The 16,652-nt window shown below is 56.2% G+C and carries 15 protein-coding genes and 2 pseudogenes; 4 read left to right on the top strand and 13 right to left on the bottom strand.

Features of this window, described 5'->3' with window-relative positions; translation table 11 throughout:
- Window positions 1-22: 22 nt before the first annotated feature.
- The 7 genes from LA304_RS12250 to mutM all read right to left on the bottom strand — a co-directional run bounded on the left by LA304_RS12250 (window position 23) and on the right by mutM (window position 7,353).
- Window positions 23-643 carry a LysE family translocator gene (locus LA304_RS12250; protein WP_224503447.1) on the bottom strand — a complete coding sequence of 207 codons (621 nt, stop codon included), beginning with the start codon at window positions 641-643 and terminating at the stop codon, window positions 23-25.
- On the bottom strand, window positions 644-1,750 hold the full coding sequence (gene recF, locus LA304_RS12245) for a DNA replication/repair protein RecF (RefSeq protein ID WP_224503446.1): 1,107 nt from the start codon (window positions 1,748-1,750) through the stop codon (window positions 644-646).
- Window positions 1,751-1,784: 34 nt separating this feature from the next.
- Window positions 1,785-2,903 (bottom strand): DNA polymerase III subunit beta, encoded by a 1,119-nt coding sequence (gene dnaN / locus LA304_RS12240; RefSeq protein ID WP_224503445.1) that lies wholly within the window; start codon window positions 2,901-2,903, stop codon window positions 1,785-1,787.
- Between the two features lie 178 nt (window positions 2,904-3,081).
- Entirely contained in the window at window positions 3,082-4,482 is a 1,401-nt protein-coding gene (gene dnaA, locus LA304_RS12235; protein ID WP_224503444.1) for a chromosomal replication initiator protein DnaA, read from the bottom strand.
- A 762-nt stretch (window positions 4,483-5,244) separates the two neighbouring features.
- Window positions 5,245-5,508 (bottom strand): 30S ribosomal protein S20, encoded by a 264-nt coding sequence (gene rpsT, locus LA304_RS12230; RefSeq protein WP_224503443.1) that lies wholly within the window; start codon window positions 5,506-5,508, stop codon window positions 5,245-5,247.
- Between the two features lie 157 nt (window positions 5,509-5,665).
- Window positions 5,666-6,442, bottom strand: a complete 777-nt coding sequence (locus LA304_RS12225; protein WP_224503442.1) for an enoyl-CoA hydratase — start codon at window positions 6,440-6,442, stop codon at window positions 5,666-5,668.
- Between the two features lie 59 nt (window positions 6,443-6,501).
- Window positions 6,502-7,353, bottom strand: a complete 852-nt coding sequence (gene mutM / locus LA304_RS12220; RefSeq protein ID WP_224503441.1) for a bifunctional DNA-formamidopyrimidine glycosylase/DNA-(apurinic or apyrimidinic site) lyase — start codon at window positions 7,351-7,353, stop codon at window positions 6,502-6,504.
- A gap of 87 nt (window positions 7,354-7,440) precedes the next feature.
- On the opposite strand from mutM, the gene ubiE reads away from it, so the two are divergent.
- Together ubiE and ubiB are read left to right on the top strand one after the other, a co-directional pair.
- On the top strand, window positions 7,441-8,190 hold the full coding sequence (gene ubiE, locus LA304_RS12215; protein WP_224503440.1) for a bifunctional demethylmenaquinone methyltransferase/2-methoxy-6-polyprenyl-1,4-benzoquinol methylase UbiE: 750 nt from the start codon (window positions 7,441-7,443) through the stop codon (window positions 8,188-8,190).
- Window positions 8,190-9,725 (top strand): 2-polyprenylphenol 6-hydroxylase, encoded by a 1,536-nt coding sequence (ubiB, locus tag LA304_RS12210; RefSeq protein WP_224503439.1) that lies wholly within the window; start codon window positions 8,190-8,192, stop codon window positions 9,723-9,725. Before ubiE ends, ubiB begins: the two co-directional genes overlap by 1 nt.
- Here the strand turns inward: ubiB and LA304_RS12205 are convergent.
- The 3 genes from LA304_RS12205 to fliK all read right to left on the bottom strand — a co-directional run bounded on the left by LA304_RS12205 (window position 9,706) and on the right by fliK (window position 13,288).
- Window positions 9,706-10,566: a phosphotransferase gene (locus LA304_RS12205; protein ID WP_224503438.1), complete on the bottom strand. Its 861-nt coding sequence runs from the start codon at window positions 10,564-10,566 to the stop codon at window positions 9,706-9,708. The two genes, ubiB and LA304_RS12205, sit on opposite strands and share 20 nt — an antisense overlap.
- Before the next feature lie 82 nt (window positions 10,567-10,648).
- Entirely contained in the window at window positions 10,649-11,311 is a 663-nt protein-coding gene (locus LA304_RS12200; protein ID WP_224503437.1) for a flagellar hook capping FlgD N-terminal domain-containing protein, read from the bottom strand.
- 9 nt (window positions 11,312-11,320) lie between these two features.
- On the bottom strand, window positions 11,321-13,288 hold the full coding sequence (gene fliK / locus LA304_RS12195; protein ID WP_224503436.1) for a flagellar hook-length control protein FliK: 1,968 nt from the start codon (window positions 13,286-13,288) through the stop codon (window positions 11,321-11,323).
- 112 nt (window positions 13,289-13,400) lie between these two features.
- Here fliK and LA304_RS12190 point away from each other — a divergent pair, with 112 nt between their 5' ends.
- Both LA304_RS12190 and LA304_RS12185 read left to right on the top strand, forming a co-directional pair.
- The gene (locus tag LA304_RS12190; protein ID WP_224503435.1) at window positions 13,401-13,694 is read left to right on the top strand and encodes a rod-binding protein; all 294 of its coding nucleotides are present in this window, start codon (window positions 13,401-13,403) and stop codon (window positions 13,692-13,694) included.
- Complete coding sequence (locus LA304_RS12185; RefSeq protein ID WP_224503434.1) at window positions 13,681-14,034, top strand: hypothetical protein; 354 nt, start codon at window positions 13,681-13,683, stop codon at window positions 14,032-14,034. Before LA304_RS12190 ends, LA304_RS12185 begins: the two co-directional genes overlap by 14 nt.
- 205 nt (window positions 14,035-14,239) lie before the next feature.
- Here LA304_RS12185 and LA304_RS12180 read toward each other — a convergent pair.
- The 3 genes and pseudogenes from LA304_RS12180 to LA304_RS12170 form a co-directional block, all read right to left on the bottom strand.
- Window positions 14,240-14,341: pseudogene (locus LA304_RS12180) on the bottom strand (chemotaxis protein MotB); the annotation flags it as partial.
- Between the two features lie 316 nt (window positions 14,342-14,657).
- Window positions 14,658-14,975 (bottom strand): annotated as a pseudogene (locus LA304_RS12175) (transposase); the annotation flags it as partial.
- A gap of 61 nt (window positions 14,976-15,036) precedes the next feature.
- The gene (locus tag LA304_RS12170) at window positions 15,037-16,575 is read right to left on the bottom strand and encodes a hypothetical protein (protein ID WP_224503433.1); all 1,539 of its coding nucleotides are present in this window, start codon (window positions 16,573-16,575) and stop codon (window positions 15,037-15,039) included.
- Window positions 16,576-16,652: the final 77 nt, after the last annotated feature.

Below are 16,652 nucleotides of genomic sequence, written 5' to 3'. Positions count from 1 at the left end.
CAATTGACACGTCTTTTCCGCCTCAGACGAAGGGCAGAATGAGGCCCACGAAAATAAGCAATACGCCCGCACCGATATTCATCCGCTTGAGCGCCTTCGGAGAGGACGTGAGCGTCCGCAGCCCCCCAATCGAGAGCCCGAGGATGAGGTTTCCGACGAGCGGAATAATGGCCGACGTAACACAGATCGCAACCACATCCCAAATGACCAAAGACGACAGATCAAAGAACCCAGGCAAGAACCCCATGTAGAAGAGGATCGCCTTGGGATTGCCGAGGATGCACACCAATCCCGCAATAAAACCCGCCCACATTCCGGGGCGTGTCAAACGGCTGTCTGCGGCGATTTTCTTGTCCGAATGACGGATGAGAAGAAAGCCCATGGTGACGAACATAACTGTCGCGAGCCAACGCAAAACGGACAGGAAACTCTCGAACTCCGAAACGATCCACGAGACGCCGAAGATCGCGAGCAGCGCCCACAGGAAATCACCAATGACCACCCCAAGGGCAAGCGGCCATACGGCATGAAAGCCACCGGACAATCCGCGCGCCAACACAGCGAGCCAGACAGGCCCCGGCGTCAAAAACAGGATCAATAGCGCAAAGCCATAAAGGCCTAGATCGCCAAACGAGATGGTCATTTAATGCTCTTTCACGACAGACGTGCCGCCCTCATCCAAGACCTCAATCTGAGCCGCACGAGACCCGAACTCCGCAAAGAGCTCCGGTCCGGTGCCGGTCATAAAGGCTTGCGCACCGAGAGCGCAGATTTCGTCATAGAGCGCAGCCCGACGCCCCGCGTCAAGGTGTGCCGCCACCTCATCGAGGAGATAGATCGGAGGCGCCCCGAAATCCTCTGCAAGCGCACGTCCGTTCGCCAAAATAAGTGAAATGAGAAGCGCCTTTTGCTCCCCTGTCGAACACTGGTCCGCTGCGACGCCTTTCGCGGTGTAAACCGCCCCAAGATCCGCCCTGTGGGGGCCAATGAGCGTGCGCCCCGCCCCTAGATCACGTGGTCGGCCGTCGCGAAAGGCGGCCAAGAGTGCCTCGGCATCGTCCGGCAGCGGCATCTTGTCAGATGCCATCAGAGACAGCTCTGCCGCCGGAAAGATCGTCTCCGCGCCCTCTTGCGCGCGGGACAGCCGCTCCAACGCATCCTGTCGGTTTTGCATGATTGCAGCGCCGTGTTCGGCCATCTGAGCCTCTAAGGCACCATACCAATGCGCATCTCGCACCATGTCCTTGAGCAACCGGTTCCGCTCCCGCATCGCCTTCTCATACGCAAGCACAGCCTCCGCATGGCGCGGCTCAAAGGACATCACCATCCGGTCGAGAAACCGTCGCCTCCCCTCTGCACCTTCGATCCAAAGGCGATCCATAGCGGGGATAAGCCAGACAACACGCGCTATGCGCCCAAGCGCCACCTGCGCGGAAGCTTTGCCGTCAATCTTCACAGATCGCGACGAACCCGGCTCCGCCCAAGTCTCCACTTCATGAAACTGATGCAAAGAGGTAAGACCGGCACGAATTTTCCAGCCAACACTCTCCGGCTTCCGCGCAATCTCGTCCGGCGCCGCGCGGCGCAGCCCTCGCCCAGGTGAAAGCAGAGAAACCGCCTCTAGGATATTCGTCTTCCCCGCGCCATTCGCCCCCCAAATGGCAACAGGCCGCCCGTCCAATTCGAAACGTGCGGCCCGATGGGAGCGGAAATGCGAAAGGCTCAGCTCTTCTATGAACAGGCCGCCCATCGCACCACTCTTGTCTTTTTCGTGACGAAAATACTCAAACCCGCATCGGCATGACGACGTAGACGGCAGAGGTGTCGCCACCTTCACGCATCAGGGTCGGATCGCCCGAGGAGTTGAACAGAAACACCGCATTCTCGCGATCCACCTGAGACGCAATCTCGAGGAGGTATTTCGCGTTGAAGCCGATTTCGAGGCGCTCATCTGCATAGGCCACTGCCAACTCTTCTTCAGCGGCACCACTATCAGGCGCGTTGACGGAAAGCGTGAGCTTGTCTTCCTCAAGCGTCAGCTTCACGGCACGCGAGCGCTCCGAGGACACGGTGGCCACACGGTCTACAGCTTTCGCAAATTCTGCCGCGTCAACTTCGAGTTTGCGGGTGTTTCCCATCGGGATCACGCGGGTGTAGTCGGGGAACGTGCCATCAATGACTTTGGAGGTCAGCGTGATGTCAGGCGTCGCAAACCGGATTTTCGCCTCGGAAACAGACACCGCGATCTGCATGTCGTCGTCTTCGAGAAGCTTGCGCAACTCGCCGACCGTTTTCCGCGGCACGATCACACCCGGCATATCCCCTGCTTCCGGCGGAAGCGGTGCATCGATCCGCGCGAGACGGTGACCGTCCGTTGCAACGCAGCGCAAGGACTTGCCATTCTCGCTGTCAGCAACATGCATGTAGACACCGTTGAGGTAGTAACGGGTCTCCTCGGTCGAGATCGCGAACTTCGATTTGTCGAACAGGCGGCGCAGAACGGGTGCAGGCACCGCGAAATTGCTGTCGTATTCGGCGGAGGCCATGACCGGGAAATCTTCCTTCGGCAGCGTCGCCAAGGAGAAGTTCGACCGGCCCGCTTCAACCGTCAGGCGGCCATTGGCGCCGTCATCGGTGAGCTGGACCATCGCGCCATCGGGCAATTTGCGGACAATCTCGTGGAGCGTCACTGCAGACACAGTCGTCGCGCCCGCGCGCTCTACCATAGCGGCGCACTTATCGACCACTTCGATATCCAAATCCGTTGCACGGAAGGAGACTTTATCCCCTTCGGCTTCGATCAGCACGTTGGCCAAGATCGGAATGGTGTTGCGGCGCTCGACAACCGATTGCGCCTGACCGACGGCTTTCAAAAGCGTGCCGCGCTCGATGCTGATTTTCATACCACCCTCGCATGTATCACTGGCCGGGGTGCCGAAGTTAAACGATCCACCGCCATGCGCAATAGTTTGTTTTATCGGACTGTGTTGATTGTCGTGAGAGACGTCAAGAGACCGAGGCACCGCCGGACAGAAAAGTCGCGGCGGTGCAGCAGATTGAACTCACGATGCGCTAAGAAGGTCAGGCTTCAAGCGCGCGGCGAAGCATTTCGACATCATCCGCGATTTGGCTGTCCGTCGATTTCAGCTCTTCGATCCGGCGAACGCCGTGCATCACGGTCGTATGGTCGCGACCACCGAAACGACGGCCGATTTCCGGCAGAGACCGCGCGGTCAAATGCTTGGCGAGATACATCGCAACCTGACGGGGACGCGCGATGGAACGCACACGCTTCGGGCCGATCATGTCGGACAGACGAATGGCGTAGTGCTCGGACACCTTGCGCTGGATTTCTTCAACGGTGACTTTGCGTTCAGACGCTTTGAGAATATCGGCGAGACATTCCTGCGTCAGATCGAGCGTGATCTCGCGGCCTACGAGCGATGCGAAAGCGAAGAGACGCATAAGAGCGCCCTCGAGAACGCGCACGTTCGTCGAAATGCGGTGCGCGAGGAATTCCAGAACGCCCTCAGCAAACTGAAGACCCGGATATTGCGCGCGGTAGACCTCTGCCTTGGTTTGAAGAATGCCGAGACGAAGTTCGTAATCGGTCGGGTGCAGGTCAACCACGAGTCCGCACTGGAGACGCGACTTGATCCGGTCTTCAAGACCCTGAATTTCGCCCGGTGCACGGTCGGCAGAAATGATGATCTGTTTATGCTGATCAACCAGTGCGTTGAACGTGTGGAAGAACTCTTCCTGCGTGCTGTCTTTGCCTGCGATGAACTGGACGTCATCGACCATGAGCACATCAACGGACCGGAAGAGTTGCTTGAAGTCGATCATCTGGCGATCGCGAAGTGCCTGAACGAAACGGTACATGAACTGTTCCGCAGAGAGATAGAGAACGCGCTTTTCAGGGCTGCGTTCACGAATCTCGTGCGCAATGGCGTGCATCAGGTGAGTTTTACCGAGACCAACGCCACCGTAGAGAAACAGCGGATTAAAGGTCACAGGGCCGCCTTCCGCCACACGGCGCGCTGCCGCGTGTGCGAGTTCGTTCGGCTTACCAACGACGAAATTCTCGAACGTGAAGCGCGGATCGAGCGGCGCGCCCGGGAGTTCTTCCTTCGCATCCTCAGCCACGGCGCTGATTGCGACCTTCGGCTCGGATGGAGCCGTTTTTGCATCACCCTTCGGCGCAAGCGCTACAACCTGCTCTGCAGCCGGCTGAGGGCGGAGCGGTTCAACAAGGAACTCGACACGCGAGGCAGACGTATTTGCGGCTTTCAAATGCGTCAGGATCGTATCGGCGAAGTTGCGCGAAACCCAGTTCGCCATAAAGCTGGTGGGCACGGAAAATACTGCGACACCATTATCCACTTTTTTTAATGCGAGCGGCTCAATCCAGTTTGCGTAGTTATTTCGGCCCACGCTCTCGAGAAGTTGCTGCTTTACACGTCCCCACGTCTCGTTTTTCATCTTCTTATTTCGACCCAAAAATTATTGTTTTTAACGGCCTCAGCTTCTTTTTGCTGACACCGGGTTCAGGCTTTTGGCCTAAACCATGGCTCTTGCGCATCGGACATCTTGGACCCGGCTCTAACCGATCGTTGGTTCTGATCACGGCACCCTCACATGCCATGCATCACCATCCGGTTATGCCGCTCGCCTTTGCAAATCGACAGACGAAGCCATTACCGAAAGAGCCCTCACTCCACGGCAGGTTCGCAGCCAAGCTGCATCAGCGTCTAATGGACAGTCTCACCCTCACGCAAAAGCGCGTTCAGTTCAGACACCAGAGACTCGGCACCCCTACCGAGTCATGGTTCCAAAAATCGTGCCGACGGCAAAATCGGATTTGTGCGAAGAAAAGGCAGTTTTCTTCGTCCGTTTTGCGCGTCTTCTGTGACACGATTCCCGAATGTCCCCCCAAGACGATTGTGAATCGCAAGACTAAGCTAGCAACCAGCCAAGCCTCTGCGCAATCGTTCTTCGCGCTTGACTCTGCCTTTACTGAAATCGAATCCGAAAAGCTTAATAACTTGGGCTTTGACGTGGCGATTTTGCCTCAAGTGGCACGCCCCGGTACAGAATTTGATCGAGCCCTCTTGTGCAAATATCAGCAAGTTTGCTAGCCGCCGCGGTCGCCCCAGAATCGCCTCCCGAATATGCAGGCTTGAGGTTATGATCAAAAAAAACGCGCCCTAAGGCGCGCTTTTCAAACAGTAAATGCCGTTCGACTTAGCCGAGAGCCTTCACGCGGGAAGACAGACGGGACATTTTGCGAGCAGCAGTGTTCTTGTGAACAACACCTTTGGTCACGCCGCGCATCAGTTCCGGCTGAGCTGCCTGAAGAGCTGCTTTTGCAGCAGCCTGATCGCCGGATGCGATAGCTTCTTCAACTTTGCGCAGGTGGGTGCGGATGCGGGAGCGACGGGCTTTGTTTACGTCGGTGCGGCGGATCGCCTGACGGGCGCGTTTTTTGGACTGGGGCGTATTTGCCATGATCTTTTCCTCTCCAGAGGTCTGTTTGAATTTCGGTTGCACAACGGACCCCGGATCCCTTTGAGGGACGGACAATCATAGCCTGAGCGGGCTCCACGCGCATGTAAGGCGTCCCTCTACGCGAGAATCGCGAAAAAGGGAAGCCTGTTTTTCAGAGTCACTTGTCTCGGAATTGCGGCTCACGCTTCTCAAGGAAAGCGGCCATGCCTTCCTTCTGGTCTTCGGTCGCGAAGAGGCCGAAGAAACTGCGGCGTTCAAACAGAACACCCTCGGTCAGAGAAAGCTCTTGCGCCCGATTAACAGCCTCCTTCGCGGCGGCCACCGAAATGGTGCTCTTCTCTGCGATCTTGGCCGCTGTCGTCAGGGCCTCATCAACGAGTTTCTTTGCCGGAACAATGCGGGACACGAGACCAGCACGCTCTGCCTCTTCGGCATCCATGAAACGCCCCGTGAGGATCATTTCCATCGCCTTGGCTTTCCCCACCGCGCGCGCGAGGCGCTGTGTGCCACCAATGCCCGGAATGATGCCAAGATTGATCTCCGGCTGGCCGAACTTTGCGTTGTCCGCTGCGAGAATGAAATCGCACATCATTGCCAGTTCACACCCGCCGCCCAGCGCATAACCGGCAACGGCCGCGATCACAGGCTTGCGTGTGGCGACAATCCGGTCGGCATCGGCGCCAAAGAGGTTCGCCTGCGTCACCTCGGAAAAACACTTCTCGGACATTTCCTTGATGTCCGCACCAGCGGCAAAGGCCTTCTCAGAACCGGTTATGACGATGGCTCTGACTTTGGAGTCGCGGTCGGCCTTCGCCAAGGCGTCGGCAAGCTCGGCCATCAACTCACTGTTGAGAGCATTGAGCGCCTCGGGCCGGTTCAGCTTGATGAGTTCAACGCTGTCCTTGATCTCGATGAGAAGTGTCTTGTAGGCCATGAAGCCCTCCGATCAATTTCTGGTTCGGGAGTCGTAACACCCCAAAAGTGTCGTTCAAGTCATCTTTGACAATGAGGGCAAAAGAATGTCGAGCGCCCGGATTGCGTAATCCGTTTGATCGTTGCGTCACAATTGTCTGTCACACAAGCACCGCCTTCGCGGCCATAGACCTTAAAGCTATGCTGGAAATACCCGAGTTCCCCGTCCGCCTGACGGAAATCTTTTAGGGATGAGCCGCCCGCATCAATCGCCTCCAAAAGCACTTCGCGAATGATCGGCACGAGCGACGCGACACGCGCAGCCGAAATTCGCGATGCCCTGCGCGCCGGATGAATGCCCGCGCGGAACAGAACCTCGCACACATAGATGTTGCCCAACCCCGCGACGATATGCTGATCGAGGAGCGCCGATTTGATCGGGGATTGCTTGTCTTTCAACGCGGTGACGAGATGCTCCTCGCTAAACGCATTCCCGAGAGGTTCCGGCCCGAGCTTTGCCAACAAGGGGTGCGTCGCCTCGGCACCACTCGGGATCAGGTCCATCGCGCCGAATCTGCGCGGATCATTAAAAGTAACACGCGCACCGTTCTCCATATGAAACACGACATGATCATGCTTCTCCTGCGCGGGATGCTCATGCACGAATTGACCAAGAGGATCGCCTGATACGGTCATGCGGCCCGACATTCCCAGATGAATGAGAAGGGTCTCGTCACGATCCAGATCGGCGAGGATGTATTTCGAACGCCGCCGAAGCTGCAAAACCCGTGCGCCGGTGAGCCGTTCGACCATCCGCTCCGGAAACGGCCAGCGTAAATCCTGACGGTTCACATCGGCGCGCATGATTTTGACTCCGCTCATCGACGGCTCCAATCCGCGTCGAACTGTCTCGACCTCAGGTAATTCCGGCATTTTGCTTCCTTCGCTTTGCGACATGCGATTGTCACGCCCGACATGAGGCCTATAAGAAGGGTAAGTTTCGAGAAAGGTTCAAGAGCGATGAGCGAGAACGGCAAAACCACCCATTTCGGCTTTAAAGACGTCGCCGAGGATCAAAAGGCCGGGATGGTCCATGGGGTCTTTACCTCCGTCGCCTCGAAATACGACATTATGAACGATGTCATGTCCATGGGCATCCACCGTGTTTGGAAAGACGCGATGATGGACTGGCTGGCACCGCGGCCCAACCAACGACTCCTCGACGTTGCAGGCGGCACGGGCGATATCTCTTTCCGCTTTCTGAAACGGGCGCCGGGCGCCACTTCGGTCGTGCTCGACATGACCGAATCTATGTTGGTCGAGGGCCGCAAACGCGCCGAAGCCGAACAGATGGCGAATGATCTGACGTGGGTCACAGGTGACGCGATGGCGCTCCCGTTCGAGGACAACCAATTCGACGTTTACACGATCTCATTCGGCATCCGGAACGTCACCCGCGTGCAGGACGCACTGTCTGAGGCCTACCGCGTGCTGAAACCAGGCGGACGCCTCATGGTGCTCGAGTTCTCGCAACTGCCGAACCCGATGATGCAGAAGGCCTATGATCTCTATTCCTTCAACGTGATCCCGCGCATGGGTCAGGCGATTGCAGGAGACCGCGACAGCTATCAATACCTCGTAGAGAGCATCCGCAAATTTCCGGATCAGGAAACCTTCCTCGGCATGATCCGCGCCGCAGGTTTTGAGAATGCGTCCTACCGGAACCTCTCCATGGGCATTGCTGCTCTGCACACAGGGTGGAAAATCTAATGCGTGGCCCGCACAATATTTGGCGACTGATCCGAACCGGCGCGACGATGGAGCGCACCGGCGCGATGAAGCAGGCCATGGATGCGATGGACGCTCCGCGTGCGCTTCGCATCCTGGCGCGCACTGTCATGTGGCCGTTCCAGTGGCTAGGCTACAAAGGTGATCCGAACCTTCCGCCCGTGACCCGTGCGATTACGGCGCTCGGTCCGGCATATATCAAGTTCGGCCAAATCCTCTCGACTCGTCCGGACGTGGTGGGCGGTGAACTCGCCCAGCAGATGCAAATGCTGCAGGACAAACTGCCCCCATTTCCGCGCGAACAGGCCATCAAGACGGTCGAAGCTGAATTGGGCGCGCCGCTTTCCGAACTCTTCTCCGACTTCTCGGAGCCCGTGGCCGCCGCATCGATTGCGCAGGTTCACAAGGCTGTCCGCGCAGACACAGGTCAACCGGTCGCTGTCAAAGTTCTCCGCCCCGGAATTGAGAAAGCGTTCCGTAAAGATGTAGACGCCTTCTACTTCGTGGCGTCGTTTATCGAACTCTTCTCACCGTCCTCCCGTCGTCTTCGCCCCACAGATGTGGTCGCGCATTTTGAAGGCGTGGTTCACGGCGAATTGGACCTGAGACTGGAAAGCTCTTCCGCCTCCGAATTCGCCGCCAACATCGAAAACGACGAAGGCTTCTCCGTTCCGTCCGTTGACTGGGCCCTGTCCTCGCGTCGGGTGATGACGCTCGAATGGATCGAGGGCATCACAGCCTCCGAGATCAACGCGATCATCGAAGCCGGCCACGACCGCGCGGCTCTCGGCCAACGCGTTTTGCAGATGTTCCTGCGCCATGCACTTCGCGACGGTTTTTTCCACGCGGACATGCATCAGGGCAACCTCAAGGTCGCCCCGAACGGCGACATCATCGCGCTCGACTTTGGGATCATGGGCGCACTCGATGAATATACACGACGCGTTTATGCCGAGATTTTGTACGGTTTTATCAAAAAAGACTACAAACGGGTCGCCGAGGTCCACTTTGAAGCGGGCTATGTTCCGGCCGATCAGGACGTCGACGAATTCGCGCGCGCACTCCGCGCTGTTGGTGATCCGATCTTTGGCATGGACGCGAGCCGCATCTCCATGGCGCGCCTTCTGTCGTATCTTTTTGAGGTGACCGAGCGTTTCGGAATGCAGACGCGCACGGAGCTGATCCTCCTCCAGCGAACCATGGTTGTGGTCGAGGGCGTCTCGCGCTCGCTCGATCCGCATATCAATATCTGGGAAGTCGCACGACCCGTCGTCGAGGATTACATCAAGACGAACATCGGCCCGCGCGCCTTTGGCCGCGATCTTTGGAACACCGCGCGCGTACTCGCGCGTTTCGGTCCGCGCCTCCCACAGATCGCAGAAAACCTGCTCGTCGCGGGCTCTCAGGAGAAAGAAACGGTGAAGCCAAAATCTGCCGCGTGGCAGGCCGCGTGGCTCTTCGCCGGTGGCGCAACAGCCGCGGGTCTTGGAGCGTTGGTTATGACGCTAGTGCAGTAAGCTCTGCGCTGATCGCGTCTCCATATACCGCTTCGCCCTGCCCCGCCTTCCACGCGCAATAAGCCGCCATGCGCCAGTGCACAAACGGCGCAAGCATGCGGTAGCGGGACACGGTTTCTGCATCGGGGTAGGCGGACAGGACGTCCATTGATGGCGCATCTTCCGCTTTGGACCCATAGACGAGATGCATGGCGGGTGACATCGCGAGGCCGAGATCAAAGCACGCGTCCCCGACGGCAGGACACTGCCAGTCGATAAGCGTCAGCGCCTCACCATGCCGCACAAAATTCGACGGCACGGGGTCCCCGTGAAGAAAAACATCAGGCCCGCATGACAGGTTGATCAGGCACGGCTGCCGGTTGGCGATCATCTCAACAGAAGGATGGTCGGCGTTTCGAAGAAACCATTTCCCCTCGGCGATGAGCGCATCAGGCGTGCAGGAGACCCGCCTCAATCCATCCGGCACTTTAATCTGATGAAGATTCCACAGAGTTTTCGCAGCATTCGCATCGAAACCAGGAAGCGCTTCACCGGGTTGGTGATCGTAAACGAGGCATTCGGCATCCTCGAACTGCATCCGATACCGAAAGTTCGGGGCGAGCCCGGTGCCGCGAAGCGTCACCATCGCCGTCGCCTCGGCATCCGGATCATTCGGAAATAATGGGTTCGCACGCGCCTGATCGAACACCTTGAAAACGACGTCGTCGTCGGAACACTTCGCGCGCCATGCACGGTTTGTCCGCCCGCCTTTGAGAGAGGTCCACTCGCAGGACTGCATCCCGAGGCCTTCAGCAAGTTCTATAATCTCCCGCGGAGGGAGATCAGGGGCGCGGGTTTGCATGTGTTTCGGGCTCCGGTCCAGAATTTGAACGGACTTTAACGGGTGTGCTCACGGACCTGCAACCGCGCAATCCGTCGAAGCCTCAACCTCCGTCCCGCAGCGCCGTCACATCTTCTGATGCAATCTCCGTGCCGCCTTCGAGCACCAGAACCGTATCGCCGTTATCAGCGCGCGCCTCGACAATTCGCGTGTAGGATTCAACCGATGTCGAAGAGAGATACGTGTCGCCATAGTAGTTTTCGATTTCAAAGCTGTAGGCACCCGCGTCAAACGATCCTGAACCAGACGCCGGCCACTCGAAATCCTGTGCGTCGGTGTTGATTGCAACCTGCTCTACAACATTCCCGCTCGCATCTCGCACAATGAGCGTTGCGCTATCCGCCGCCGACGCAAACTCTCCAGAGAGAGAAACAGGCGTCTCCCCGTTGAAATATCCGCTGGCCTCGCTTCGCGCTTCTTTACCGACCCAACCGGAAAGTTCCGAGAACCCCATGAGGCCAAGCTGGGTCGACAAATCTTCGAGTAGGTCATTTGTGAGCACCGCCTGCTCTACCTCGGAGAATGTCGCGAGTTGCACCGCGAAGTCTGCGGACTCGACAGGGTTGAGCGGGTCCTGATTCTGCATTTGCACCGTGAGCATCTGCAAAAAGGTTTCAAAATCCGAACTGACCTCGCTCGCGCGATCTGTGGATGTGGTCGCGCTCGTCGCCTGAGACGCGGTCGTCGCTGAAATTGTGTTGACCATTTGTACCTCTTAGAGCCGCAAGTCCATGCGCGAGTTCCCCCCGAGGGAAAGCCGCACAGGCGCAGGGGTGGACGCTATTGTTTCTTCTTCAAGCAAATACTCCGGCTGCACATTATCTGCGTGCGAAGGGCGTTCCTGTTCGGAATGATCGAAACTCTCGAACGTAAATCCGCTGCCCGAATAGCCGAGATCACGAAACTCACCCGCAAGGCTTTCGACGTTTCGGCGCATGAGATCCATAGTCTCCGGGCGCTCCGCAGCGATCACGACCTGAACCGCACCACTGTCCGACAGGTGGAATGAAAGCCGCACCCTACCCAGTTCTTCTGGGGACAAAGTGATCTCGATCGGCCTGTCCGGAAGATGCCGCGCGGTTTCGGCAATTTGCATCGCGATCCGCGTCGGCAGTTCAACTTTGGGCGCCTGACCTGCGGACTGGATCGGAGCATCGCGAGACGGCTTCTCAATGCTATTGATCTCTCTCTCACCAAAATTGCCGAAATCAGGCTCCGTGACGGTTTCGAGGATGCCATCTGTCGCGTCACTGACAGAGATTGGTGATTTTGAATCTGGCCTCGGAACGCCTTCAGGGTGCATCTCCTGACCTTCAGACAAACTCAGTTGCTTCGTTTTTGATGCCAGTTCCTCGGTTTCCGCCGTGTCCCCGTGCATTGGAACTGCTGCATCAGTTTGCAACGTATCCGCCGTTTCCGATGCGGCAATTGATGGGCCCTCAACCTTTCTGTCGGACTGCGACTGAGGGTGTTTCGACGCAACGCCATGCTGCTCAGACACATCTACAAGTGTTTGCCCTAATTCTGATCTGCTCTCGATCTTAATCTCGGCGCCTTGAGATGTAGCACTCTCCGAATGAATCGGACTTTGGCTGACCGCTTCACTCGGCGTTCCGCCCTGCACAATCATCTGTGGGTGAAACTCGTCCACCTGGGACGGGCCCGCATCCCGGCTTGAGCGCAGCGAGGTCTCAGGTGCGCTGATCCTCACACCCTGCACCGAGTCGTGCTCAAATTCAGCATGCCGAATCCCCTTTTCATCGGGCCCCGCGAACTGCAATTCGTTCCCGATTTTCGGGTGGTGCACCTTCTCCTGTACGGGCTCACGCGTCTTGCTGATGAAATCAGCAGGCTTTTCTACGGCATGCGCAGGCACATCTTTAACAAACTCGGTCATGTGAGATGGCTGTCGCGCTTGGTCCTCAAGGCGGGTCAATTTGACGTCTCCGCTCGCAGTGGTCGTTGTGGCGCTTTCGGCTCCTTCGGTCACGATAGGCGCCGAATGCGAATCGGTCGGGACAGGATCAGAAATTTCAAAGCTCCCCCCGACACGCCTCATCTCCCGCGGAATGTCTGTCGATGGTTGTGATGCAACTCTTTCAGCTGCCTTTGGAGCGTCGTCGACCGGCTCCGTCGATGGATTGAATTCTGCGCGCGCTGCCGCAGGCTTATCCTGAGAATTCGAATCCATATCCGTTGCGTTAAGCGAGTAAGGAACGGGTGCGTCGCGTGCGCCACTATCCTCCTCCGGCAGATCGGGCTGCTCCCCGATCTCAACGTCGAGCGAGGCAAGCTCAACATCCTTTGACACCTCTCTCCCTTCGCGTTCTGCACTCGGAACATGACCCAACGAGCTCTCAAACCCGGCCTCCCAGACGACTTGAGGGAGGTGCTCAGGAACTGGCTGCAACTGATGCTCGGGCATGGTTTCCACAACGGCCTCGCCCGCGGGTTCATATGTGACCTCGACATCGCAGACAGAGCTATCTGCATCCTGCGACGAAAGTCCTGGGATCATGATCTCGCCATCAAAGACGTCTTCAAACAAGAGGGGTGGTGCGGAGGGCATTTGAAACTCGCCGCCTAGCGGGACCCTCACACCACTTTCGGCCGATTGGATCAGATCACTTTCAGCGTTCACTGAAAAAAGTCCTGTGATGGAATCAGCGAGAGGTAATTGCATTTCTTGCACCCGGCGTTTTGCGACGTGCAGCCAATATCCCGCCTGACAGTTACCGGTTCTTTACCGACAGGCCGGTAAAACCAAAAAATATTTTCGCAACGGGAGGCACAGAATGGGTCTCGAGATAAACAGCATTACTCCAGCACGGAGCGAACCAGCGTCGACACCGAATACCCAAAAACTCCGCGAGGCATCCGAGACACTGGAGGCGCAGTTTCTCGCCGAAATGTTGAAAGCATCGGGATTCGGGAAAACTCCTGACTTCTTTGGGGGCGGCTCCGGAGAGGATCAGTTCACATCATTTCTTGTGGAAGCCCAATCCAAACGCATTGTCGAGGCGGGGGGAATCGGCCTCGCGGAGCAAATTTTCAATTCTTTGAGGACACAAAGCGATGGCACTGCTTGATCAATTCCGCCCGGTCGCAGCACTGAATACGCTATTGGAAAGAGAGCGTGCCGTGATCCTGAAAGGTGAGTTCGATAAACTTGAACACTTCATCAAGGCGAAAGAGACGCTCCTTCCCCTCGTCGCGAAAAGTAATGCATCGGAGCGCACTCTTGCGGCTCTTAGAAAAGAGTCTGAACGCAATCAAGCATTGTTCAGAGCCGCCTCAAAAGGTGTGAAAGCTGCAGCACTGCGGCTCCGTACTCTACGTGATTCTTCTCAAAGCTTTACCGCATACGGACCGAACGGTGCTGCAACTTCGATCGGCCACAAGTCTCTGTCCCTTAAGAGAAAAGCATAGAATTTTCTCGAATTAGCTGCATCTGAGCCGCGCCGCTTAGCAAGATATTAGGCTTTGACCTGCAAACATCACAACGCATCCCGATGGGTGGCGCAGACGACCTGAAAGACAGGTCCTGCAATCAGTCAGAATGACGACCCGAAATCTGTCCGCGTGGGCGGAAACCAAAACTGATGCGGCGCAAAATGCGTCTTTAGATCAAAGGAAACACCACGATAGCCACCTTCCAGGCGCCGCCATGATGACCGCCCCCTTGAATGACCTTCTTTCTCTTAATGATTATCGGAGCGTTGCCTTTGCCGCTCATATCACCACCTCATTTTCACCCGTCTTCAGGCGTATCAGAGAGGGATGAAGATCGACTTAAACCGAACAATTTGATGGATTTGGCAGAAACAGAAATATCAGAGCGTGCCGAAAGAACGGCTAAAAAAGCACCCAGCTCTACATCGAGAAGTGTGCTCGCTCTCATATCTGCCTGACTAGGGCTCATGAACTCGATTTCTATGAGTTACTCCCCATCTCTTGGACAGAATTTGGCGTGAATTATGCTACTCTCTGCTCCTGCTGATCGGATTGGGTTATATCACTTCTCAGCCAATAGACCACGGCTGGCGGCCTGCCCCGCCAAGGACTGAGTGTGGGCGTTGTTTGTTGTAAATGGCCACCCATTTCCGGATGTCTAACTTCGCTTCTGATCCGGTCTCCCAGGCATGCAGATAGACGCACTCATATTTCAAGGTTCGCCACAGCCTCTCGATGAAGATATTATCGAGGAAGCGGCTCTTGCCATCCATCGAGATGCTAACTCCGGTTCGGCGCAGTCGATCCGTACAGGCAAAAGATGTGAGCTGAGATCCCTAGTCAGTATTCATTATCTCCGGCGGACCAAACTTGTGGATGGCCTCGTTCAGTGCCTCAACGCAGAAGTCCGCCTCCACTCGACCATTGTCCTCGGACCAATGGCGTACAAGGTCTAAATCACCGATCAAGTGGACAAGGTCAGCCGCCAGAAGTGGGCGGAGACAAGTCAACGCAGCCCGAATTAACGCGCGATCCAAAATCTAGTGGCGTCGGCGCAGTGCCGAATAGATAGCCAGTAACTTTAGGACCCATCCAATCGATGGTCGTCGCAAAAAGAAGAGGTTCATTCCCCACGTCAGGTCGAGCGCGCCCTAAGTTCTCGGCCATTTTGCCGGTAACGCTAATTCCGAGTTGTTGCACGTAATGTGATGCGCCAATCATTCTAGTAACCGGCTCGACGCAGCCATGTCGGTAGGAGACGAGACTTTCATAGACATAGAAATCAGGCAACCAAAAGCCGGTGCCCCCAGTACGAAGATATATGTGCGGCTTACCTTCAAAACCCGTTTGCCGCCAATGTTCGGCAATGTCCTCCGCATCGCTACGCAGCATTTCCATGAACTGTCCATAAGTCGCAGGAGTAACGAACTCATACTCTACATAGGCTTCCCTCAATAAAGGCAAATTTGTCAAAGGCGCAGGGTTGATGCCCAGGAAATTCACAACCAAAATCATGGCAGCTTGGTATCCTGCAACCACAGCAACCAGCATGAGACTGGGTCTCGAAAGTGCAAGCGAAAGCACCAGCCCAGATCCCATTAGATACGGCACGAAAAGTCGATATCCAAACATCATGTGCTGACCGGATGCAACGCTCGCGTAAATCAGAAACATCGCTAAACTGACAACAGCGCCCCTCAGGATAGTCTTTGACAGCGGGGCAAGTGCCTCGAACGGCCTTGGGCGCGCAAGAAACACCATGAACAGTAGGCCAGACAAAAACGCGAAATTAAGAAGCGTAGCAATGCTGTCGAGAGAGCCACGACCGCCGACTGCGAGCTTTACATAGAAAGAAGTCGGAAAGATATCACCGTAGTAAAGAAACGAGAAGATTAACCAGCCGGACACCATGGCGAAAAAAATAGCTACGCCAATCCAAAGAGACGGACGCCGGTATTCTTCCACTAAAATTGCCAGCAAGATCGGACCGGTAACGAGGACGCTGTCATAGCGTGTCAAAAACATTAGCGCGGCCAATGTTCCGAGCCGCACAAAGTCTCGTCCTTTAGCAGCTCCCATGCGAACTATCAGTGCAATTTGAGATATGAACAACGTGGATAGACAGGTAAGCATCGCTGTTTCCAAGCCGCCGACCGTCCAAAGGGCGACGAATGGGGATAGGAGTGACACCGATGTGAAAACAGCTAGTGCGGGCCCGCGCAACTCCGTCGCTCGAATTGCCGTAAGCCATGCAAGAAGTACAAGTATCGGTGCGATTACACGATAGCTTGTGACTGGATCAAGACCCAGAAGAGCTAATCCTGTTTCCAGAAGTGCATGCAAAGGTGAGGTGAGCGCCGAAACCTGCTCACCAATATTGTAAACCAGCCCGTTGCCTGCCGCAGCGTTTTGGGCATACCGTCCAACAATATATGCGTCATCAGCCACAAAGGGCCAAAACAATAGGCAAAGCCCGACGAAGATCGTCGCGCCCGCTATTTTTGTCGCGCCGTCCATCAAATTTGTGCCGTGTTTGTAAGATGTTCTAGATAGATTCATAACACGGAAATTTTTAGTCATTCAGGCAAGAGATT

The sequence above is a fragment of the Celeribacter litoreus genome (genome assembly GCF_020165855.1).
Taxonomy (GTDB): domain Bacteria; phylum Pseudomonadota; class Alphaproteobacteria; order Rhodobacterales; family Rhodobacteraceae; genus Celeribacter; species Celeribacter litoreus.
Note: the sequence above shows the minus strand (reverse complement) of the source record. Positions and strands in the feature narration are given on the sequence as shown.